At 41.7% G+C, this 21,508-nt stretch carries 20 protein-coding genes; 13 read left to right on the forward strand and 7 right to left on the reverse strand.

The genetic code is table 11. The features are described from left to right. Positions 1-4 precede the first annotated feature (4 nt). From BANVL01_RS14015 to BANVL01_RS14040, 6 genes are all read left to right on the forward strand, one after another. Positions 5-793: an enoyl-CoA hydratase/isomerase family protein gene (locus BANVL01_RS14015; protein WP_066087552.1), complete on the forward strand. Its 789-nt coding sequence runs from the start codon at positions 5-7 to the stop codon at positions 791-793. A gap of 17 nt (positions 794-810) precedes the next feature. Next, entirely contained in the window at positions 811-1,578 is a 768-nt protein-coding gene (locus BANVL01_RS14020) for an SDR family NAD(P)-dependent oxidoreductase (RefSeq protein WP_066087546.1), read from the forward strand. A 44-nt stretch (positions 1,579-1,622) separates the two neighbouring features. Next, positions 1,623-2,810: a CaiB/BaiF CoA transferase family protein gene (locus BANVL01_RS14025; protein ID WP_066087543.1), complete on the forward strand. Its 1,188-nt coding sequence runs from the start codon at positions 1,623-1,625 to the stop codon at positions 2,808-2,810. A gap of 52 nt (positions 2,811-2,862) precedes the next feature. Beyond that, positions 2,863-3,639 carry an enoyl-CoA hydratase/isomerase family protein gene (locus BANVL01_RS14030; RefSeq protein WP_066096558.1) on the forward strand — a complete coding sequence of 259 codons (777 nt, stop codon included), beginning with the start codon at positions 2,863-2,865 and terminating at the stop codon, positions 3,637-3,639. Between the two features lie 81 nt (positions 3,640-3,720). Then, the gene (locus BANVL01_RS14035; RefSeq protein WP_066087542.1) at positions 3,721-4,497 is read left to right on the forward strand and encodes an enoyl-CoA hydratase/isomerase family protein; all 777 of its coding nucleotides are present in this window, start codon (positions 3,721-3,723) and stop codon (positions 4,495-4,497) included. Between the two features lie 49 nt (positions 4,498-4,546). After that, entirely contained in the window at positions 4,547-5,407 is an 861-nt protein-coding gene (locus BANVL01_RS14040) for a 3-hydroxyacyl-CoA dehydrogenase NAD-binding domain-containing protein (RefSeq protein ID WP_066087539.1), read from the forward strand. Between the two features lie 413 nt (positions 5,408-5,820). Here the strand turns inward: BANVL01_RS14040 and BANVL01_RS14045 are convergent, their stop codons facing one another. The 3 genes from BANVL01_RS14045 to BANVL01_RS14055 all read right to left on the reverse strand — a co-directional run bounded on the left by BANVL01_RS14045 (position 5,821) and on the right by BANVL01_RS14055 (position 9,622). Next, positions 5,821-7,164 carry a TldD/PmbA family protein gene (locus BANVL01_RS14045; RefSeq protein ID WP_066087538.1) on the reverse strand — a complete coding sequence of 448 codons (1,344 nt, stop codon included), beginning with the start codon at positions 7,162-7,164 and terminating at the stop codon, positions 5,821-5,823. A gap of 4 nt (positions 7,165-7,168) precedes the next feature. Further along, a complete protein-coding gene (locus BANVL01_RS14050; RefSeq protein ID WP_066087535.1) occupies positions 7,169-8,557 on the reverse strand; it encodes a TldD/PmbA family protein in 1,389 nt (462 codons plus the stop codon). Between the two features lie 228 nt (positions 8,558-8,785). Then, on the reverse strand, positions 8,786-9,622 hold the full coding sequence (locus BANVL01_RS14055) for an SDR family oxidoreductase (RefSeq protein ID WP_066087532.1): 837 nt from the start codon (positions 9,620-9,622) through the stop codon (positions 8,786-8,788). Positions 9,623-9,835: 213 nt separating this feature from the next. Here BANVL01_RS14055 and BANVL01_RS14060 point away from each other — a divergent pair, with 213 nt between their 5' ends. Beyond that, positions 9,836-11,026 (forward strand): MalY/PatB family protein, encoded by a 1,191-nt coding sequence (locus BANVL01_RS14060; protein WP_066087528.1) that lies wholly within the window; start codon positions 9,836-9,838, stop codon positions 11,024-11,026. Between the two features lie 105 nt (positions 11,027-11,131). On the opposite strand, the gene BANVL01_RS14065 is transcribed toward BANVL01_RS14060, so the two are convergent. The 4 genes from BANVL01_RS14065 to BANVL01_RS14080 form a co-directional block, all read right to left on the reverse strand. After that, on the reverse strand, positions 11,132-11,326 hold the full coding sequence (locus BANVL01_RS14065) for an alpha/beta-type small acid-soluble spore protein (protein WP_066087525.1): 195 nt from the start codon (positions 11,324-11,326) through the stop codon (positions 11,132-11,134). A 104-nt stretch (positions 11,327-11,430) separates the two neighbouring features. Then, complete coding sequence (locus BANVL01_RS14070) at positions 11,431-12,405, reverse strand: 2-hydroxyacid dehydrogenase (RefSeq protein WP_066087522.1); 975 nt, start codon at positions 12,403-12,405, stop codon at positions 11,431-11,433. A 36-nt stretch (positions 12,406-12,441) separates the two neighbouring features. Continuing rightward, positions 12,442-14,016: a PucR family transcriptional regulator gene (locus BANVL01_RS14075; protein WP_066087520.1), complete on the reverse strand. Its 1,575-nt coding sequence runs from the start codon at positions 14,014-14,016 to the stop codon at positions 12,442-12,444. Positions 14,017-14,034: 18 nt separating this feature from the next. Next, a complete protein-coding gene (locus tag BANVL01_RS14080; RefSeq protein ID WP_066087515.1) occupies positions 14,035-14,595 on the reverse strand; it encodes a 4Fe-4S dicluster domain-containing protein in 561 nt (186 codons plus the stop codon). 131 nt (positions 14,596-14,726) lie between these two features. Between BANVL01_RS14080 and BANVL01_RS14085 the strand changes: the two genes are divergently transcribed. From BANVL01_RS14085 to BANVL01_RS14110, 6 genes are all read left to right on the forward strand, one after another. Continuing rightward, entirely contained in the window at positions 14,727-16,775 is a 2,049-nt protein-coding gene (locus tag BANVL01_RS14085; protein WP_218010665.1) for a molybdopterin-dependent oxidoreductase, read from the forward strand. A 261-nt stretch (positions 16,776-17,036) separates the two neighbouring features. Next, positions 17,037-17,270, forward strand: coding sequence for a hypothetical protein (locus BANVL01_RS14090; RefSeq protein ID WP_066087508.1), 234 nt, complete (start codon positions 17,037-17,039; stop codon positions 17,268-17,270). 1 nt (position 17,271) lies between these two features. After that, positions 17,272-17,895 carry a TorD/DmsD family molecular chaperone gene (locus tag BANVL01_RS14095; RefSeq protein ID WP_066087505.1) on the forward strand — a complete coding sequence of 208 codons (624 nt, stop codon included), beginning with the start codon at positions 17,272-17,274 and terminating at the stop codon, positions 17,893-17,895. Next, a complete protein-coding gene (locus BANVL01_RS14100) occupies positions 17,889-20,090 on the forward strand; it encodes a molybdopterin-dependent oxidoreductase (RefSeq protein WP_066087502.1) in 2,202 nt (733 codons plus the stop codon). Before BANVL01_RS14095 ends, BANVL01_RS14100 begins: the two co-directional genes overlap by 7 nt. Before the next feature lie 12 nt (positions 20,091-20,102). Further along, positions 20,103-20,663, forward strand: a complete 561-nt coding sequence (locus BANVL01_RS14105) for a 4Fe-4S dicluster domain-containing protein (protein WP_066087499.1) — start codon at positions 20,103-20,105, stop codon at positions 20,661-20,663. A gap of 2 nt (positions 20,664-20,665) precedes the next feature. After that, positions 20,666-21,472, forward strand: a complete 807-nt coding sequence (locus tag BANVL01_RS14110) for a dimethyl sulfoxide reductase anchor subunit family protein (RefSeq protein ID WP_066087496.1) — start codon at positions 20,666-20,668, stop codon at positions 21,470-21,472. Positions 21,473-21,508 lie beyond the last annotated feature (36 nt).

Genomic DNA, 21,508 nt, shown 5'->3' on the forward strand with positions numbered 1-21,508 from the left:
GATCATGAAGTACGAAACAATCCAATTTGAGCGTCGGGGTGCCGGCGCTTGGATTATTTTAAATAGTCCTGAAAAGATGAACTCGGTATCATCAACCATGCTCATGGAGTTGGAGACTGTACTATCTGAATGCCAATCTGACAGTACAGTTCAGGCAATTGTCCTTACCGGGACAGGGAAAGCCTTTTGTGCTGGGGCAGACCTAAAAAACGTGCTATCCTCACTTAATCATTCCGAACCGGGGATGAAAGACTTCCTCGATCAATTTGATGAGGTGTGCGGACTGATTCGGAAAATGCCAAAGCCAGTCATTGCCGCGATTAACGGTCTTGCACTGGCAGGGGGACTGGAACTTGTTATGTGCTGTGATATCGTTTATGCAGCAGAAAGTGCCAAAATCGGTGATGCACACTCTAACTTTGGTGTATTTCCCGGTGCAGGAGGCGCGGCAATACTACCAAGGAAAATCGGACTCAACCGGGCTAAGTATCTCCTCTTCAGCGGCGATTTTCTTTCTGCAGCCGAACTTGAACGGTTTGGTTTGGTGAACCAGGTTGTTCCGGATGGGGACCTTGGTCTGGAAGTGGAGAAGTTTGTTGAGAAACTGGCTACAAAAAGTCCATTGGTGCTCCGTCGAATGAAGGAAGTGGCGAACGCATCTGTGGATCAAACGCAGGATGCAGCATTGCGCCACGAGATGCTAAACCTCAGGCAGCATGTCCGCTCCTACGATCTTGCCGAGGGACTTAAAGCATTCGCTGAGAAACGCAAACCTGAATTCAAGGGTTATTGAGAGGAAGGTGACAAAAAGTGAAATTAGAAAATCGTGTGTTTATCATTTCCGGCGGTGCATCGGGTCTCGGTGAGGCATGTTCACGATTGTTTGTTGAAAAGGGCGCTAAAGTTGGAATTTTAGATATGAATGAGGATCGCGGGGAGAATCTGGCGAGGGAACTTGGTGAATCCGCCGTTTTCTGCAGGACAGATGTGAGTGATGAAAGCTCCGTCCGCGATGCCGTAGCAGAGATTACTTCGGTGTTTGGTGCTATTCATGTGGCGGTCAATTGTGCAGGTCTGATATATGCGGCAAAGGTCCACTCAAAGAAGGGACTTTTTCCAATGGATATGTTTAATAAAGTGATACAGGTAAATTTAATCGGGACAATGAACGTGGTCCGGTATGCAGTACAAGAAATGCTGAAGAATGAGCCAGATGAAAATGGGGAGAGGGGTGTTATTGTCAATACAGCTTCGGCGGCGGCCTTTGCCGGTCAGTTGGGACAGGCGGCTTACAGTGCTTCCAAAGCCGGAGTGGTCGGCATGACGCTTCCCATTGCCCGTGAGATTGGGGATTACGGAATGCGGATTGTTTCCATTTCACCAGGTCTTTTCGATACACAAATGTCTAGCGGCATGCCTGAGTCCTTTAAGCAGGAGATTTCGCAGCATATTCCTTTCCCGAAAAGGTTGGGCAGACCGTCAGAATATGCGGCAACGGTTAGTCATATTGTAGAGAATCCTTATCTTAATGGAACGACGATAATGCTGGACGGGGCAGCGCAGCTGCCAGCGAAATAAACGAGATTAGTCAATAAATGAAACATTCAGAAAGGAGAATATAGATGGCTGGAGCACTTGAAGGTTTAAAAATACTAGATTTTAGTACTTTGGTTCCGGGACCTTATGCGACCATGTGTCTGGCTGATATGGGAGCGGATGTTCTTAGAATTAAATCAGGAACTAGACCTGATGTGGTTGATTTTTTGCCGCCTTTCCTGCCTGAGACAATGTTGTCATCCGTGTCGGCGCAATTAAGCAGAAATAAAAAGCTCATGACCCTAAATCTTAAGGATTCTCGTGCACGAGAAGTGATTCACCAGCTTCTGGGTGAGTACGATATTATCATTGAGCAATTTCGCCCGGGCGTGATGGCGAAATTACATCTCGATTACGAGAGCCTTAAAAAGGTAAACCCAAGACTGATTTATTGCTCGTTAACTGGTTATGGGCAGACAGGTCCGATGAGAACTCGGGCGGGACACGACATTAACTACATAGCGATGTCAGGCGTCGCATCATACTCAGGGAAAAAAGAGTCGGGACCGCCACTTTTAGGAGTGCAAATCGGAGACATTGCTTCAGGTTCTAACAATGCCATAATTGGCATTCTGTCAGCTGTCATTTATCGAGAGCGGACTGGTAAGGGGCAGCATATTGATGTTTCGATGACCGACGGAATGATTGCCTTCAATTCGTTCATGCAAGGGGCTGCCTATTTAGTCGATGGGAAAGACGTGGGAATGGAAGAAAACCTTGTTAATGGAGGCTCTTTGTATGATTATTATGAAACGCAAGACGGCAGATACTTGAGTTTTGGCGGTGTCGAGCCGCAATTTTTCAAACAGTTTTGCCAAACGATTGGCAGGCCTGACTTTGCGACAGGTGGAGTGACACCAAAGAATGGAACCGCAATCAAGGAAGAGATTCGCCAGATTATTAGAACGAGAACATTAGAAGATTGGATGGACCTATTCAATGAAGCGGATGCCTGCGTTGAGCCAGTCCTTAAACTTTCTGAAGTATTAGATAGTCCGCTTGTTCGGGAGCGGGGAATGGTTGTAGAGGTTCCCGGACCAAATGGAAACAAAATAAAACAGATTGCCAATCCGATTAAGTTTTCGGAGTCTTTACCTGAGTATCGGCATACAGGGATTCCGCTATCACAGGCAAACACCGACGCAATTATGAAAAGTCTAGGATACTCTCAAACCGAAATTGAGGAATTGGCCAATACAGGCCTTTTCAGTTAAAAGACTTTTTCGTAGATAGTAGCTAGATATTCAAGGAGGAAACATTTTGTCAATGAAAAAATTAGTTAAACTTCATTTTGAAAACAAGACGGCAGTTATCACGATTGATCATCCGCCAGTTAACGCACTTAACCGCCAGATTATGGATGAGTTTGAACAAACACTTGAAGAGCTAAAGCGCAATTCCAATGCACAGGCAATCATCATTACCGGTGCCGGAGAGAAAGCATTTGTTGCCGGGGCAGATATCACGCAGTTTCTCGATATAACGCCAGAAATAGGTTATGAACTGACGAAAATCGGCCAGCGTATTTTTGATCAGCTTGAAGCCTTTGACATCCCGGTTATTGCGGCTATTGACGGATTTGCGCTTGGAGCTGGCTGTGAACTTGCCATGGCTTGTGATATGAGAATTGCTGGAGAAAAGGCGAAATTTGGTCAGCCAGAGGTGAATTTAGGAATTATTCCAGGGTACGGCGGAACTCAGCGATTACCAAGATTGGTCGGTGCTGGTAAAGCTAAAGAGCTTATTTTTACCGGTGATGTTATTGAGGCTAGTGAAGCATACCGAATTGGATTAGTGGATATTCTCGTTCCTAGCGGGGAAGCCCTAAGTCAGGCTCTTAGCTTATCTGCCAAGATTCAGAAAAAGGCACCATTTGCAATCGGCGCGGCCAAAAAGGCTATTACTAAAGGGCTGGATCTACCGCTAGCGGATGCATTAAACCTAGAGGCTGAGTTGTTTAAAGAGCTTTGCTCCACGGAAGATCAAAAGGAAGGTGCAAGGGCATTTTTAGCGAAGGAAAAGCCAAGGTTTCAAGGGAAGTAGCACCCTTTTTTTAGGGCACTATACCTTCATCCATCAGATTTTTTAAGAAATAATAACTTTTGAAAGAAGGGAGAGGCAAATATGGCTGAAGCTATTAAGATAAGTATTCAAAACGGAATTGGTGCTATTTCTTTCAGTCGTCCAGAGAAGTTGAACTCACTTTCAACCGATTTAGTAGAATCTCTTACTGAAGCAATGTTAAGCCTGGATAAAAATGCCGAAGTCAAAGTGGTTCTCCTATCAGGCGAAGGGAAATCTTACTGCGCCGGAGGAGATTTGGAAACCATCATGCAGTTTACGAAACCCGATGAAATCGCCAATTATCTGCAAAAGGCTATTAACCTAACAAGAATCATTCTGAATATGGAGAAATATGTGATTTCTGCTGTCCATGGATATGCTGCTGGAGCCGGGTTTAGTCTTGCACTAGCTTCCGATTTTATTGTCGCTGACCGCTCAGCGAAGTTTGGGTTAAGCTTTGTGAATCTGGGAGTGATTCCTGATCTTGGCTTAATGAAGTTATTATCGGAACGAGTACCAATGGCCATTGCCAAGGAATGGATTGTTTCCGGTAAGATTGTTGGAATGGAAGAGGCAAAGAACTGGGGCATCGTCAATAAGGTGGTGGAAGGTGATTTGCTTCAGGAAGCAAGTGAATTTGCCCAGGTGATCTTAAAGGGACCGCCAGTAAGTAATAAATATGTAAAAAAGATGCTGAATCATTCTGTCCAACTCCCTTGGGAGGCTTTTTTAGAGCAAGAAATCATGGTTCAAGCTCACCTATTAGCAACGGAAGATATTCAAGAAGGATTGAACGCTTTCCTTGAAAAACGTGCTCCAGAATTTAAGGGGATTTAACCGGAATAAAAATTAAGACATAAAACAAAGCAGAATGGGAGGGATTTAAATGTCGCTTAAAAAGATCGGAGTGATTGGGGCCGGGAGCATGGGAACGGGAATCGCCCAAGTAGCTGCCTGTGCTGGCTTCCAAGTTATCTTATCTGATTTACAACAGGAATTTTTAAACAAAGGTATCGGCAGTATTCGCAAAAGCTTAGAGAAGCTGTCAGCTAAAGGGAGAATTAATGACTCAGTTGGAACAATAATGGATCGGTTGATAGCAACCACTAGCTTAGCAGATTTGAAGGAAGCTGACATAGTTTTCGAGGTTATCATCGAGAATATCGATAAAAAGAAGGAGCTATACAGCGAGATTGATCAAATTTGCAAACCGGACACGATTTTTTGTTCCAATACATCCGGTTTGAGCATAACCGAAATGGCATCAGCCACCAAGCGGCCAGATCGAGTTATTGGCACTCACTTTTTTAACCCAGTACCAATAATGGAACTGGTCGAAATTACCCGCGGCAATGATACCTCGGATGAAACCTATCTGATAGCCAAAGATTTATGTGAAACCTTTGGTAAAAAGACGATAACAGTTAACGAAGCACCTTTGTTTGCAGTTAACCGAATTTTGGCGCCAATGATTAACGAGGCAATCTTTGTTCTTCGAGAAGGGATTGCCAGCAAGGAAGATATTGACCTGGGGATGAAACTAGGGGCAAACCACCCGATTGGTCCGTTAGCTTTGGCAGACATGATTGGACTGGACGTGCTGCTGATGGTTATCGATACCCTTTACGAAGAAACAGCTGATTCCAAATACCGCCCTGCACCGTTATTGCGCAAACTAGTTCGGGCAGGCCACTACGGCCGGAAAACAGGCCGCGGTTTCTATGAATATGAAGAATTACAAAAATGAACGTAAATAACTTCAATGTCGTTGATCTAGGAACTGAGGATTATAGATAAAACGTAAATAACTTGCGAGAAACCGCAACTTATTTGCGTTTTTTTTTGGCTATTATCTTACATTTTCCCATAGCCGATATATTGTACTATTCGCCGATAAAATCAAAATGTAGGAATACTAGAATATTGCAAGCCTGCTTTTCCTGCTGAAATTTCCGATTCGCAAATAAAATGGGTAGATTCGCAAATAAGTGATGATTATTCGCAAATAAACAATAAATTCAAGCCATTTTCTTATGTAAAAACCGCAAAACAATCCTAAAAAAGGGTGTAACTCATTTTGAAACACTTCTTTGGAAGTTATTTTTTGCAAAATCACAAATAAAGTGGGAATCCAGTTGGATCCCCACCGAAAAAGCACTATTATTCTACTGTAACCGATAACGATTTAACTAAAACCGATGGAGATCCAATCGGTGAAAGCGGAAACGTTAAATCAGAGCCAATTTCCTCGACATCCTGCAATAATTGATAATAGTTACCTGCAATCGTCATTAAATTAACCGGGTATTGAACCTTACCATCTGCAACATAGAACCCGCTTGCAGCAAGTGAAAAGTCACCTGAAACTGTGTTTGCTCCTGAATGCAAGCCAGATAGACTTGTAATCAAAATACCTTCGCCCATGGTAGCGAGCAAATCTTCGAAGGAGAGCTCGGAAGGTTCAATATATAGATTAGATGGACCCACCTTGACAGCACTTTTATAGGAATCCTTATGGGCATGGCCAGTAGTTTCAGCTTGCTCTTTTTTTGCTGTTTTTTGATTGTGAAGTAAGGATTGCAGCACACCTGATTCTACTAATGTAAGTTTCTTAGTTGCAACCCCTTCACTGTCAAACGTCCTGGTGGCAAGACCATCTTCAAGGAATGGGTCATCAACAATGGTAATCTTTTGATTTGCTATCTGGCTACCCAGCTTATCCTTTAAGGATGAAATCCCTGCCTGTGTATTTTCCGCTGAAAAATTTGACGAGTATGTTGCCAAAAGACTTGCTGCAGCATCATTTCTCAAAAGCACCGGATATTCTTTGCTCTCGATATTCTTCGAACCTAATTGAGAAAGTGCTTCTTCAGCGGCCTTTTTGGCGATTTCCTTTGCATTTAAGTTATGGAAGTCTTTAGATACTGTAAATTCAAATGATGTTTTTGTTTCCTCGCCGTCCTTCACAATCGCTTCCACGATGGCATACAAATAATTCATTTCATCCGATAATGACAAACCTTTATTATTTGAAAGAGATCGCGAAACCGATTCTGTCCGAATCATGCAATAGTCGGTCGCAACAATTCTTGGATCTAATGCGAGTAATTCACGTTCCACATCTTTAATAAATTGTATTTTTTCAGGAATGGTTATCTCATTTAAGGCTGTAGAGAAAAAGTTTCCATGCTCATAGTGACTGCTGCCGGAAAAGATTTCTTCACTATCTTCATCATTTATAATCAACGTGTTTTCTTTCGCGTTATCCAACAAGAAGGGGATGGAGGCATCGTCGATTTTTTCGGTATAGGCATAGCCCATTTTTCCATTAAATATCCCACGGAAGGAAACGCCGCCGTCTTCGGCAATTTCATATTGATCAATTTCCCCTTTGAATATTTGGCAGCCAAATACTTCTTTCTTTTCATAATAGATTTCAACATCCGTAAAACCGCTGGCTAGTGCCGCACTAAATAGGTTCGCTTGAAATTCCTGTATATTCATGCACTTATTCCCCCTTTGTCCCACCGACGGTAATTTCGCTAACACGGATCGTTGGCTGTCCGACGTTAACCGGAATACTTCCACTAAGCGAACCGCACATTCCAGCCCCATGTCCTAAATTATTTCCGACCATATCGACAAGCTGCAAGGTTTTAGGTCCATTTCCGATTAAGGTTGCCCCTTTTAATGGCTTACCGAGCTTACCGTTTTTGACCTCATACGCTTCCATAACCGTAAAGTTATAATCACCTGTAGCCGGGTTAACCTGACCGCCGCCCATATATTTGGTATAAATACCATGTTCGGTATTGGCGATGATTTCTTCAGGTGTTGATGTTCCTGGGGCAATATACGTATTTGTCATCCTCGAGGTCGGCGCAAAGCGGAAGGATTGTCTTCTCCCCGAACCAGTCGATTCCATGCCCATTCGTCTTGAATTAAATTTATCAATTAAATAGCCTTTGAGAATACCATTTTCAATAAGAACATTTTTGCGCGCCTTTTCGCCTTCATCATCCATATTGATGGAACCCCATTCATTTTGAATCGTGCCGTCATCGATATAGGTAACAATGGACGGTGCAACCTTTTCGCCAATGCGGTTCGCAAACACAGAGTTGTCTTTCGCAACAGCGGTAGCCTCTAATCCATGGCCACAGGCTTCATGAAAAATAACGCCGCCGAATTCATTATCGATAATCACAGGGAATTTCCCGCTTGGACATGGGCTTGCGTCTAACATCGTCACAGCAATTCTGGCTGCTTCATTCGCATAATGGTCGATATTTAAATTCTCAAAAAATTCAAAGCCTTGATGGGCGCCCGGTCCATGAAAACCTGTTTCCATTTGGTTATCACGCACTGCTACTGCCTGAATCGCCAGCCTTGAACGCACTCGTTTGTCTTCGGCAAATTTCCCTTCTGAATTGGCAATCAGGACATTTTGTTCTTCATCCATGTAACGGACCGTAACCTGTGAAATACTAGAATGGTAGTTTTTTGCCGTATCATAAGCATTTTTCATGATCGATGCCTTGCGGGATTTATCGACCTCTTGCGGGTTGAGGTGGATAGGATGGATGTTTTCGACTGACTCGTGAACAAAAGGGGCCAGCTGAATGATTGATTTCCCGCTAATCGCCTGTGCGGCATTTTTAGCTGCTTTCAGAAGACCTTCTTTACTGTGATCGGTTGTATAGGCGTAGACGCTTTGCAATCCTTTAAAAACACGGATGCCAATCCCAAAATCACGCCCGGAAAGGCAGGTTTCAATTTTTCCACTCTGCAAGGTAAAGTTATTCGTAAAACGATCCTCGACGAAAATCTCCGAAAAATCCCCGCCAGTTGATAAAGCCGCTGTTAGTACGTCTTCAATTAATGATTGGCTTAGCATTTTAGACCTCCCTGATTCTTTTTAATAATATAAAGATTCTGATTTTTTAAGTTAGAATCTGCCTATGGGATGATACCTATTTATCATACAACATTTTTCTTCATTATGGTTAATTTTACCTCTGAAGGATTGCTTTAACCATCAAAACGGACATCCGTTATTGATGCCCGAGTTTAGATTGAGTGATTACGTTGGTGACTTGGCAGATTAACTAGCGCCACTTGTTGGTTATTGCTTTAGTTTTTTGATTATCACAGCTTCGATGGTTTTCCAAGGCAGGATCGTTTTTAGAAACAGATTTTTCTTTACACTTTTTCCAATCGGATATCTAAGAGCTGGAGATTTCTGCTGTGAGGCAATTTGAGCAATTAATTTAGCCACTTCAATGGGATTGCCATGTTCTGCTTTTCCGGTTTCCATTTCTTTTAGCATACTCTCCATATAGGATAAATAGGGTGAATCAGCATGGTTTTCCATCTGGTCGACGCTAGACCAAATATTGGTTTGATACGATCCCGGCTCGATTATTGACACATCAATCCCAAAAGGTTTGAGCTCAAGTCTTAAGCTTTCGCTATAACCTTCAAGCGCATGCTTGGATGATGTATAAGCAGATAAACCGGGAAATCCGATTCTCCCGCTAATGCTGCCCATGTTGATAATTCTGCCTTGGTTTCTAGTTCTCATAAATGGAAGGACTGCATTGGTCACAGCAATCACACCAAAGAAGTTGGTTTCAAATTGCCGCCGGTAATCTTCTAGTGAAAGCTCCTCGCTAAATCCTCCCAGTGCAAAACCCGCATTGTTTACCAGCACATCTACAGATGGATATTCAAATAGAATTGTTTTAAAGTTATCAATAGTATCAGCCGATGTGACATCAAGTGGTTGAATATGAATGAATTCAGCCACATTGTTTTCTTTAGCACGTTCTATTAATGGTTTCGCTTTATTACTATCTCTCATTGTCGCAATGACTGTAAAGCCTTTCAATGCCAGTTCGATGACGCACAACAAACCAAAGCCGCTCGAGGACCCCGTAACGATAGCCGTTTTTTTGCTCATGACTTCTCCTTAAAAAATTCCTTTTATCTTTATTAAACCTTAATACAGAGGGGATTGTATAGGAAAATTATGATTCTACTTTTTTAAAGCAAAAAAGGATGCGGTCGTTAGATACGATTAAAAATGGAAGGGTTCTCCAAAATAGGTTAGGATATTAATTAGGGAGACAAAATAGCCTTAGAACTGTAAATCATAAAGGAAGGTGGAATTGGCATGAAATATAATTTTGATGAAATGATCAATCGGCGGGGGACTTATTCCATTAAGTGGGATGGCGGACAGTTATTAAAGGATATGGGTTTTACTGAACGATATGATGAAGATACCATCCCGTTATTTACAGCGGATATGGATTTACCAGTACCGCAGCCATTAATAGATGCCTTACATAAAACCGTTGATCATCGAATTTTTGGGTATTCTATATTTCCCGAAGAGTATTTTGAGGCAGTGCAACATTGGTTTAAAAAGAGGCATGATTGGGAGATTAACAAGGAAGAGATTATCTATAGCCCTGGAACCGTTCATGCTTTGAATGTTGCGGTGCGCGCATTTACCAATCCGGGGGATGGAATCATTATCCAACGGCCCGTTTATCCGCCATTTACAGCTTCGATTGAAGCTAACGGCAGAGAACTCATCAATAATCCACTTATCTGTGATGAAAAAGGGTATTATCATATCGATTTTTCCGATTTTGAAGCGAGGGCAAAAGAAGAACGGACAAAAATGTTCATCTTATGTAACCCGCATAATCCAACCGGAAGAGTCTTTAATGTGAACGAGTTAAGAAAATTAGCCGATATTTGTGCAAAAAATGATGTGCTTATTGTTGCAGATGAAATTCACGGAGATCTAGTTCGACGTAATCAATCCTTTATTCCAATCGCAAAAGTCGTTGATGATGTAGATCCTATTATTACATTTACAGCGATCAACAAGACGTTTAATCTTGCCGGACTTCATTGTACAAATGTGATTATCTCAAATCCAGAACTTAGGCAAACATTCAACAGTGTAATGGGCATGCATTTACCATCCCCTTTTACCGTTTCAGCACTTATCGCGGTATACAATGAGGGTGAAGAGTGGTTGGAGCAGCTAAAGGAATATATTGATGGGACGATGGAATGGGTAGTCAAGTTCCTAGCAGAAAGAATGCCGAAAGTGAAAGTGAGAATCCCGGAGGGGACCTATATTATGTGGCTAGATTTTAGTGAGTATCGTCTCACTCCTGAAGATGTCCATGATCGGATTTATAACAAAGCGAATGTTTTACTGGAGGACGGAAAAATGTTTGGCGAGGAAGGGTTAATGTATCAACGAATTTGTATCCCATCACCGCGACCGATGATTAAAGAAGCATTTGAACGGATTGCAAGGGAATTTGCAGGTATCAGCTAAGGGATGTCCCGGTCTTGATAGAGGGTGAAGGGAATACAGGTGCCTGTCCACAACGAAAAAGGGTGACCCAATAATCTTGGGACACCCTGATTCTGAAATCCCAGGCTATTTACCCTGTTGATTTCGTAATGATTGTTCAGCATAGGAGACAAGACGTTTTGTCATTTCGCCGCCAACTGAACCGTTTGCTCGTGCGGTCGTATCAGCACCAAGCTGAACTCCAAACTCGCCCGCAATTTCTTCTTTCATTTGATCCAGAACATTGTCTGCACCCGGAACCAAAAGTTTGTTTCTAGCCATGATCCATCACTCCCGCCGAAGTTTTTTGAGCAATTAAAAAATTGCTCGTATATACTTTGTCCTATTTAACAATACTGATTCGTTTCAAAAAAGCGTACTATTAATTAGTTCAACACATCTGTATTAATCAAGTTCTTAGGACGTTTACCCGTTAATCCTGCCAGCAAATTCTCGACTGCAAGCATGGCCATTTTTAGTTCGGTTTCATAGGTGGATGACCCGATATGTGGAGTGGTCACAACATTAGCAAACTGAAGCAGGGGATGATCCGGTTTTATCGGCTCAGTTGGGTATACGTCTAAGGCAGCGCCATGAATTTCGTTAGTTCTTAATGCCTCGATCAGCGCCTTTTCATCAACTGTTTTTCCACGCGAGCCATTGACAAAAATACAGGATTTTTTCATCAATTTAAATTCTCGTTCGCCAATTAAATTCTCTGTTTCAGGTGTAAGCGGGGTCATTAGGCAAACAAAATCGGATTCCTTTAGCAATGTATCAAGGTCACAGTATGCAGCATGATATTTTTCCTCGGCCTCCAAGTTACGAGTGCGATTATGGTATAAAATATTCATATCAAAGCCGAAATGCCCACGTTTAGCGATGATTGAACCGATTTTCCCCATGCCAATGATCCCTAATGTTTTATGATGGACATCGACTGCATATTGTTCGGTCGTTAAATGCTGCTTCCAATCGCCAGCCTTTACGAAGTGATCAAGCTCTGGAATACGCCGTGCCGCCGCAAGGAGTATGCCAAAGATGGCATCGGCCGTTGTATCTTCTAGAACTCCAGGGGTATGAGTCCCCATAACGCCGCACTTTGTCATCTCTTCAATTGAGAGATTGTTATAGCCCGTGGAATTATTCGCAACAATTTTTAAATTCGGAGCCCGGTCCAGTAATTCTTTATCAACCGGGAGTGCAAGGCCGACAATCCCTTCAGCCTCTTGGAGGGCCTTTAAAAAATTCGAGTCTGTTTTTGGGTTAATCCCTTCAAAAATTTCTACATCAAAGGTGTCATCTAATTTTTCAAAGGCTTCAGTTAATACAAAGTTATAGGCAATAATTTTTCTGTTCATTAGGAGTGAGCTCCTCTCGCTTTATCCTTTATCCGTTTATTTTAGCATTTTCATAATTTTAATGGCGACGAATATTTTTAGCATGTCATCCAGCTGATTGAAATCAATATTTAAGATAGACTCAAGCCTTTTTAACCGCTTCCTTAGTGTGTTTGGATGAATATAAAGATGTTCAGCGGTTTGATTAATATCACCATTGTTATAAAAAAATACTTCCAATGTTTCAAGGTAAAAATCATCATTCGTTTCATCTAAAAGAATGAGTTCCCCCAATGTTTCTTGATAGTATTCATGCAGTAAATCATTATGAATATTAGAAAGAAGTCTTGCAATTCCAATATCCTCGAAATGCCGAACGGAATTTTTTTTCGTCTCAAACTTTCCCAACTCCAGTGCAACCTTTGCTTCATAGAAGCTGCGAAACAACTCCATATTAGACGGGTAATGCCGCCCCAATCCAATGTGGCATTCCATGTTTGGCTGGGCATATTCGATCTCCTTTTGAATTTTATTAGCCAAGGAAATCATGAACTCTTTACGTTTTTTAGGCGTATTGTCACGGTTATCAAAGACAATGATGACAATATTGCCCTGAATGGGGAAGATGATTGCCTGTAGGAAGGCTGAAGAAACGAGTGAACGGATTTTCCGGATTATCGCTTCTAGATCGATCGTCAATTTTGGAATGTCTGATTTGGCATTTAATCTCATCACCATTAGTTGGGTAGGTATCGTGAAGTCCCAGCCCCATTGGTTTCCCTGTGAGATTAACCCCTGCTCAGATTCTAAATTATTATAGAGAAGATTGTAAAGGAAATGCTGTTTATAGGAACGATGTGCCTCCATAACAGCCTCCTCCTTCATTAAATATGTAACAATTGCTGGCAGGGCATGAGTAATTTGTTCGATACTTATGTCAATCATCATCCCGGGCAGTTCTTGAAAAAGGATATATCCAAAATGCTTTTCTCCAGAATGTAACTGAAAAAGAAGATAATCATCGGCACCACGTTTTATTAAAGAAAAGGTTCCTTGATTGTTGGTTACATGCTGATTGGCAATGGAATTTAAAAATGGCTCATGGACACTTGTCCAATTTCCTTCATCTATTGAAAAAATCTGTAACTCCTTATTTACTAAAAGGATTTCTTGACCTAGAAAGAGCCGAAGACGATGGAGTACCCATGCCAAACCTCTGTCATTCATCAATTGCAGCCAATAGCTGGTAGAACGTTCCCAAACATAGTGGTACAGACCCGAAGTTTTAAGGTGTTGGAGATCAGCAAACTTTTGGATGATACTGTCAGGGTTCGTTTCATTGATCAGTAAAACCGGTTTTTTATAAGTATCAGCGGCGTCAATAGTGGTAGTTGGGATAAATAGGTCTTCATTTCCATAGATAAGAATTCCTTGAACATATGGAACAGAAAGGTATTCATTCAGTTGTATGACTGTGCTTACTGATTTTGGAAGGAGGACTAAGGAGGGTTCCTCTAGCCGGATTGAATTATTTTGAATGGTTGTAAAATGCCGTTCCTTTCCTTCCCAACCGCCAATTATTTCGGCGTGATGAAAGGGGGAGGCGCTTATTATTTCTTGAAGGGTGAGCATAATGTTGAAGTCTCCTTTTTATCTACACCAAAAATGCTGGATATCTACTTTTATCTTGTGAAATCGTATGGATGGATTCGTCATCTTTTTCATTTCATATCCATAAATCGCTTTATCATAATGGCTATACTTTGGGTCGTTAATGTCAATGATTTCAAGCGCTGTGACCGGACACGCAGAAACACAGATTGTAGTTTTTCCTTGCAGCTGCCTCTCATAACACATATCGCATTTATCCGCCTTCGCTGTTAGCGGGTTCATTTTAATGGCATCAAAAGGGCAGGCGGTTTCACATTTCCCACACCCAGAACATTTCGCCTTATCAATTAGGACAACTCCATTAGGCTTCTTCTTAATGGCACCTTCTGGACAAGCAGCCATACATGCCGGGTTTTCACAGTGATTACAAGCCATGGAAAAATGGTGAAAACTATGCCCCTTTTTACTTTCTTCATCTTCTATCGAGTGGATTTTTCTCCTGAAGGAACCCTCATGTCCATGTTCATTTTTACAGGAAAACTCGCAAGAACGACAGCCTAAACACTTTTCAGTATGGACAAGAAATCCTAGCTGTTTCATAAAATGATCACCTTTTTACCTATTATTAATGGTTTTTCCCTATATACTTAGTATATATGTTTCTTTAAAAGGAATTGAAGATAAATGCAACAAGTTTAGAACAATTTCGACAAGGATAAGGAGGAGGCATGTTGGATCAAACCTATTCGATTACTCGCCATGTATGTCCGCGCAATTGCTATAGTTCTTGCAGCATGCTTGGATATACAAAAAATAGACGCCTACATAAGGTTACCGGTGATCCGAAGCACGGCTATACAAAAGGTTTGTTATGTGCGAAAGGCTATAATTATATCAATAATGTCTATCACCCAGATCGAGTGAAATATCCAATGAGACAGTACCCGCGCGGCAGCGGGCAATGGCAGCGAATTTCCTGGTCAGAAGCGATAGATATCATCGCAGAAAAGATAATTGAGCTATATCATCGGTATGATTCCCATTTGTCATTAGGACTTAATAAATATTCAGGGAACATGGGAGTACTGCACCATGCCATGGAAGGATTCTTCAATGGATTAGGAAGAACTTCAAGAGCTGTTGGCAATCCATGCTGGGCGCCGGGGATGGATGCGATTTATTATGATTATGGGGAACACCAAACCTCAGATATGGAAGATATCCTTCATGCGGAAACAATCATTCTTTGGGGGATTAATCCGGTTTGGACATCGATTCATGCGATGAATTATATTTATGAAGCCCAAAAGCAGGGAGCAAAGGTCATTACGATTGATCCTGTCTATACGGAAACGGCGAAAAAGTCTGATACCTTTATCCAAATCAAGCCTGGAAGTGATGGGGCCTTAGCTCTTGCCGTGGCGAAATATATCCTTGAACATAACTTATACGATGCTGAATTTCTTGAGGCACATACGAATGGCTGGGATGAATTACAGGAATATATTCAGCCGCTTTCAATGGAAGAAGCATTGCAGCAATGCGGACAAACGATAGAAGCGATTCAATTCTTAGCGGAAAGGCTTGGGAGAAGTAAGCCCGTCTATATTTGGCTAGGTTTTGGCATGCAGCGCCATCAAAATGGCGGTCAAAATATTCGTGCAGTCAATGCTCTTGCAGCAATCACGGGGAATATTGGTCATAAAGGGAGTGGAGTTCAGTTCGGACAACGGACTACCTGGAAGTTCACCTACAATATTTTAAACTATTTACCAACTGATAAGAAAAAAGCAAATGGCGTTCGACCTTTAGATTTCAATAATTTCGCAAATGATTTGCAAAAGCAGCAAGATCCCCCTGTTAAATTTCTTTGGATTACCTGTAGAAATTTACTCACACAGAGTGCGAATATTCAGCAGCTAAAGAAAGCCCTTCAATCATTGGAATTGATTGTTACCGTAGAACATTTTTTAACAGAAACTGCCCAATACTCTGACATTGTTTTGCCTGCGACTACTCAATTTGAAGAGTGGGATCTTGTCGCAAGTTATTGGCACCATTGGATTAGTATAAATCAGCCAGCCATTCCGCCTTATTATGAAAGTAAGAGCGAGCTTGAAATTGCGAGGATGTTATCCAAAAGGTTAAATGAATACGAGGAGGATTTTAGTGCCTTTCCAAGTGATTTGACTGATGAGGAATTTATTGAACAGGAATTCACGGATGAGTTTTATCAATCGCTCCAGATAGAGTGTTGGCGTGAATTACTAAAGGGTCCGCGAAGAGTCAATGTCCCGAAAACAGCATGGGAAGCGTTGGAGTTTAAAACTCCGTCGGGTAAAATTGAACTTTTTTCACAACAGGCGAGGGAAATTCAGCTATCTCCTTTTGGCATGGCATTGTTAGATAATAGAAGGAGTGAAAATTATCCTTTTACCTTGCTATTAAACCATGAACCGTTTCGGATCAATTCTCAATTTCAAAACTTACCATCTTATAAGAAAATTAATAAAGAGCCATGTATCTATATCCATCCATCGCTTGCAAAGGAAAAAGGGATTCGTGCCAGTTCCTTGATAAGGGTATTTAATAAAAATGGGGAAATTGTGATACGTGCCAGGTATTCTGAAGACGTAAATCACCATACCTTAGTGATCCATCCGAATCATCCGCTTATAAATAAGCTGCTCACCTTTACACCTGCTGATATGGGGGAATTCGTAACAGGCGGAAAAGGGAATGCCTTAAATGACCTGCAAGTAAATATAGCGAAACTCTAGAAAAAGTATGAATGATGCTATCTGATGGCAAAACAGACAAATACTGTTTGCTATTTAGATGGGTGTTCATACTTTTTTCATTTATTTGCCTCGATGATTGGAAATGTGTCTAAATTATTGTGAAAATTTGAGCAAACTGTGACAAGAACGCCTGATTCATTCTTTTTACACCATCCATTCCGAAAGACTGTAGAGTCTTATACATTTGCTCACCATTTAACATGGTATTCTTTATCTATAATCCTGAAGGGAGTTACCACGATGAAGAAAATAATTCTATTTCTCCTTATGAATTCAATAGTCGCAGCTTTACTTCTAGGCTGTCAGCAGCAGGCAGATGACAATATAAAAGCAAAAATTAATTTCGTGCCAAACGAAGATTATGTCGGTGATCCTCATCCTGTGGTAAAAGAAGAGATGAAATTAACAAACGAAGAAAAGCTGGAGTTCGAGAAGGTTAAGCAAGAAGTCTCGTCAAATAAAGAGGGCGAATAAGATGATCTATACAGAAATCAACAATATAAACCAGGAAGAACGGTTGTTTATGTATCAATTATTCTTGCATTACTACAGGGGAGATTTGTTAAAACTTCCTTCTGCAGAATGGGGGAAATTATTAGAAATGCTTGAAAGACAGCATTCACTTCAGTCGAATGATTGGGGAAGAAAAGCAATTCAACAGCTCCAGAATTTGACAGATCAAGCACTAGAAACATTTGAATTTGATTTTAACCGTTTGTTTGTCGGACCAAATAAATTATTAGCTTCACCATTTGAGTCAAGCTATCAAAACTTTGAAGGCACCGTGATGCAGGCAGAAACATTGAAAGTTCGAAGATTCTATTATTATGAAGGACTGCAGGTAGCCAATGAAGGCGGGCTGCCAGATGATCATATCCAGTTCGAATTAGAATTTATCCTTCATTTATTAGGCTCCGAAGATAAGAACAAAGTTCTACAATTATTTTTGGAAAAACACCTTTTAAAATGGGTGGATCAACATTGGGCTCGAATCGAGGAACATAGTCAAAACCAGATTACCTTAGCGTTTGGCTATCTGTTAAAAGGATTTATATTACTAGAAAAAAGTTTGATAGAAGGTGAGGGTCCGTTATGTTGAAAGAATCGATTTCAAGGCGAACTTTTATAAAGGGGTCTGTTTCCTTAAGTGCATTATTAGGTTTAGGAGCAGCCGGCACAAAGGCCACTAAAGGGTTAATTCCAAAGGCAGCTGCCAAAACAAACGGAAAAGTGGAGCAGTTCTATAATGCTTGCCCACGAAATTGCTATGATACGTGTTCCATTTTAACTACAGTGGAGGACGGCAGAATCACCTTTATTACCGGAAATGAGAAGAACACCTATACGAAAGGGCGCCTTTGTGTGAAAGGAAACACCTATCCACGTGTTGTCTATTCACCAGATCGGATTAAATATCCGATGCGCCAAAAAGGCCGGGGGTCAGGAAACTGGGAGCGGATTAGCTGGGATGAAGCTTACACGATTATTGCGAAAAAAATCCTTGAGATAAAAAAGGAATACGGCAGTACGTTACCGATTTGTTTAAATAAGTATTCGGGCAACTTTAATATATTAAATTATGCAACGGAAGGCATGCTTTCAAGTATCGGCTATACAACACGTGCGCAAGGAACGCCATGTGATCCTGCAGGTTCTGACGCCCAAGGCTTTGATATGGGAGTTGCTTATAACAATGACCCGGAACAATTTCTTGACGCCGATTATATTATTCTTTGGGGGGCCAATCCGTCCTGGACATCTGCACACTCGATGTATTTTATTGAACAGGCAAAAGAGAAAGGGACAAAGTTGGTCGTGATTGATCCGCTCATAACCCAAACAGCTTCGAAAGCGGATGAGTATATTCAAGTGAAAGCAAGTACAGACGGCGCGCTCGCCCTTGGGATGATTCGCTACATCATTGACAATCAATTGTATGACAAAGTGTGGGTGAGTCAGAATTCCATTGGTTTTAAAGAATTTTCCTCTTATGTGAAAAAGAATATTACGCTTGAATGGGCTGCTGAAAAAACAGGTGTGCCAAAGCCTGTCATCGAACGTATTGCTCGAGAATACGCTACAGCCAAGCCGGCCAATATTTGGATTGGCTTTGGGATGCAGCGTCATGTAAACGGCGGGGCGATGGTGCGGGCGATAGATGCCTTAGCTGCAATTACTGGAAATATTGGCAAAAAAGGCGGCGGTGTCAATTATATTGGCGGCGAAACATGGGGATTTAATTACCATACGATGAGCTTCGGTGCTCCTGAAGGCAGCGGCGGTGAAAAAGATCGCTTCGTCAACATGAACAACTTCGGTGCACAGGTGTTGGCAGCGAATGAGCCGCCAATTAAGATGATGTGGATTGCCTGCCGTAACCCATTGGCTCAAGATCCTGAACCTGCGGTTGTCAAAAAGGCATTTGATCAAATGGATTTAGTCGTAACCGCTGATTTATATATGAATCAGACGGTTGAATATTCGGATATTGTTCTACCGGTGACAACCCCATTTGAATCGGCAGGGATAAATGTCAGCTATTGGCACTATTGGATGAACGTTAATGAACAAGCGATTAAACCGCTTTATGAAACGAAGAGTGATTTAGAAATTGCGATGGGCTTATCGAAGAAATTAAATCAGTTAGAACTGGGTTCATGTACGTTCCCTGTATCCGGAGACCCGCTTGAATGGGTCGAAAAAGAGTTAAATGATGATATTAAGGAGTTGTTCGGTGTAAAGAGCTGGGACGACCTTCGGAAAAACGGCGGAACAGCCAAAGCGAATGAAAGCATAACCGTTGCTTGGCAGGATTTAAAATTTAGGACACCATCTGGCAAGTATGAATTTTATTCTAAAAAGGCTGTAGAGTATGGTCATCATCCATTACCAGTATTTACTGAAGAGTACAAGGCACCGAAGGAATATCCGATTCGCTGTATGTCGCCACATTGGAAATTTGGTATCCATAGTCAATTCCAACATCAAGACTGGCTTATGGCGATTCAAGACCATCCGTTTCTTGAGATTCATCCGGATTTGGCAAAGAAAAAGTCAATTAAGGATGGCAACATGGTAAAAATCATCAATGAGACCGGCTATATGACGCTGCCAGCAAAAATAACAAAGATGGTGCCGGCAGATACGGTTGTCATGTATGAAGGCTGGTGGAAGGGTGTTAATTACACCGAGAATTTTACCGTTAAAGCCTTACAGGAAGATATGGGTGAATACCAAAAAGGGCAGCGTGGAATCGCTTTTCACGATAACTTTGTAAACATTGAGAAAGCATAAGGAGGAGCTACGATGGCAAAAAAGCTGGGATTTTTAGTAAATATTGAGCGTTGTATCGGCTGCCACGCATGTGAAATTTCGTGTAAAAGCTTTTATCAGCTTGAACCAAACATGCGAAGGCGCAGGGTAACAGAGTTGCCGGAGAACCTTGTCGGAACTCCTGTCCGTGCCTTTGTTTCCACTGCTTGTAACCACTGTGATGAGCCGGCTTGTAAAAAGGCTTGTCCAGTGGGTGCCTATACGAAGCGTGAGGACGGGATAGTTGTCCATGATCAAAACATGTGTATTGGCTGCCAAATGTGCGGCAAGGCCTGTCCATATGGTGTGCCACAGTATAATCCTGTAAAGAAAAAGATGGATAAATGCAGTATGTGTTATGACCGCTTGGATGAGGGTCAATTGCCAATCTGTGTCGAAAAATGTCCGTTGGAGGCCATTCAAATCGTTGACTATAATGAAGTTCAACCTTCAAACGCCGTCAGCGTTGTGCCGACATTTGCCGATCCATCGATAACACACCCAACTACTCATTTTATTTTGCCGAAACCGGGCAAACAAACAAGGAGGTTTTAAGTATGCATGACTTACCTCTTGTGATCTTTACCATCTTGTCACAGCTTGTAATTGGCGGATTTGTGACCCTATGGTGGCTTGATAGGAAAAAGAGTCCTATCTCAAGACAATCGGGGCTGATGATCTCCATTTCACTGGTTGTGCTTGGCGCTATTTCCGTTATCATTTCGCTCTTGCATTTGGGTCATCCCTTTGAAGCCTATCGTGCCATTTTAAATATTGGTGTTTCATGGTTAAGTCGTGAAGTCACGTTTTACGGGATATTTGTTGGCTTAAGTGTTTTATACACATGGTTTTGGCTTAAGGACGAAGCTGGTAAACGTGGTTTGATTGGGGGAATTGCTTCCGCTATTGGTGTGATCGCCATCTTCTCCTCAGCAAAAATTTATATGATACCAGCGATTCCAGCGTGGAACAGCGTTACCACTCTTTTCAGTTTCTTTTTAACTTCGCTCATATTAGGTCCTTTATTTGTGGGCGCATTTTTAGCGATTCGCAGCGAACTTTCTGTCAATATTTCCGGTATTTCTATTACTGCTTTGATATTCGCAGCCATTGTGATGATTGTCTATTTTTCATCACTACAGGGTGGTTTGCCTCAAGCCGTCGAGGCTGCCCGATTGACGACACATCAATTGCTGTTTTGGATTAGGCTGTTCACATTCGTTATCGCCTTTGCAATTCTTACCTTTTGTTTTAAAAATCAGCACATACAGAATAAAAAAATTTATTCGCTCGTATTTGTCATTCTATTTGTCAGCGAATTTCTTGCCCGGTTCCAATTTTATGAGACAGCCATTCATTTATAAGTAGAAAGGGCTGCGCACTGAGAGGAGGTCAAGACT

Origin of the sequence: Neobacillus novalis NBRC 102450, assembly GCF_001591805.1 — a bacterium.
GTDB lineage: Bacteria > Bacillota > Bacilli > Bacillales > Cytobacillaceae > Neobacillus > Neobacillus novalis.

Excerpts from the sequence above, each read along its gene's own strand:
- BANVL01_RS14090 (WP_066087508.1), top strand. The coding sequence starts at position 17,037 with ATGAAGAAAATAATTCTATTTCTCCTTATGAATTCAATAGTCGCAGCT.
- BANVL01_RS14065 (WP_066087525.1), bottom strand. The coding sequence starts at position 11,326 with ATGGCTAGAAACAAACTTTTGGTTCCGGGTGCAGACAATGTTCTGGAT.
- BANVL01_RS14030 (WP_066096558.1), top strand. The coding sequence starts at position 2,863 with ATGAAAAAATTAGTTAAACTTCATTTTGAAAACAAGACGGCAGTTATC.
- BANVL01_RS14045 (WP_066087538.1), bottom strand. The coding sequence starts at position 7,164 with ATGAATATACAGGAATTTCAAGCGAACCTATTTAGTGCGGCACTAGCC.
- BANVL01_RS14110 (WP_066087496.1), top strand. The coding sequence starts at position 20,666 with ATGCATGACTTACCTCTTGTGATCTTTACCATCTTGTCACAGCTTGTA.
- BANVL01_RS14060 (WP_066087528.1), top strand. The coding sequence starts at position 9,836 with ATGAAATATAATTTTGATGAAATGATCAATCGGCGGGGGACTTATTCC.
- BANVL01_RS14105 (WP_066087499.1), top strand. The coding sequence starts at position 20,103 with ATGGCAAAAAAGCTGGGATTTTTAGTAAATATTGAGCGTTGTATCGGC.
- BANVL01_RS14025 (WP_066087543.1), top strand. The coding sequence starts at position 1,623 with ATGGCTGGAGCACTTGAAGGTTTAAAAATACTAGATTTTAGTACTTTG.
- BANVL01_RS14095 (WP_066087505.1), top strand. The coding sequence starts at position 17,272 with ATGATCTATACAGAAATCAACAATATAAACCAGGAAGAACGGTTGTTT.
- BANVL01_RS14040 (WP_066087539.1), top strand. The coding sequence starts at position 4,547 with ATGTCGCTTAAAAAGATCGGAGTGATTGGGGCCGGGAGCATGGGAACG.
- BANVL01_RS14015 (WP_066087552.1), top strand. The coding sequence starts at position 5 with ATGAAGTACGAAACAATCCAATTTGAGCGTCGGGGTGCCGGCGCTTGG.
- BANVL01_RS14075 (WP_066087520.1), bottom strand. The coding sequence starts at position 14,016 with ATGCTCACCCTTCAAGAAATAATAAGCGCCTCCCCCTTTCATCACGCC.
- BANVL01_RS14055 (WP_066087532.1), bottom strand. The coding sequence starts at position 9,622 with ATGAGCAAAAAAACGGCTATCGTTACGGGGTCCTCGAGCGGCTTTGGT.
- BANVL01_RS14035 (WP_066087542.1), top strand. The coding sequence starts at position 3,721 with ATGGCTGAAGCTATTAAGATAAGTATTCAAAACGGAATTGGTGCTATT.
- BANVL01_RS14100 (WP_066087502.1), top strand. The coding sequence starts at position 17,889 with ATGTTGAAAGAATCGATTTCAAGGCGAACTTTTATAAAGGGGTCTGTT.
- BANVL01_RS14050 (WP_066087535.1), bottom strand. The coding sequence starts at position 8,557 with ATGCTAAGCCAATCATTAATTGAAGACGTACTAACAGCGGCTTTATCA.
- BANVL01_RS14070 (WP_066087522.1), bottom strand. The coding sequence starts at position 12,405 with ATGAACAGAAAAATTATTGCCTATAACTTTGTATTAACTGAAGCCTTT.
- BANVL01_RS14080 (WP_066087515.1), bottom strand. The coding sequence starts at position 14,595 with ATGAAACAGCTAGGATTTCTTGTCCATACTGAAAAGTGTTTAGGCTGT.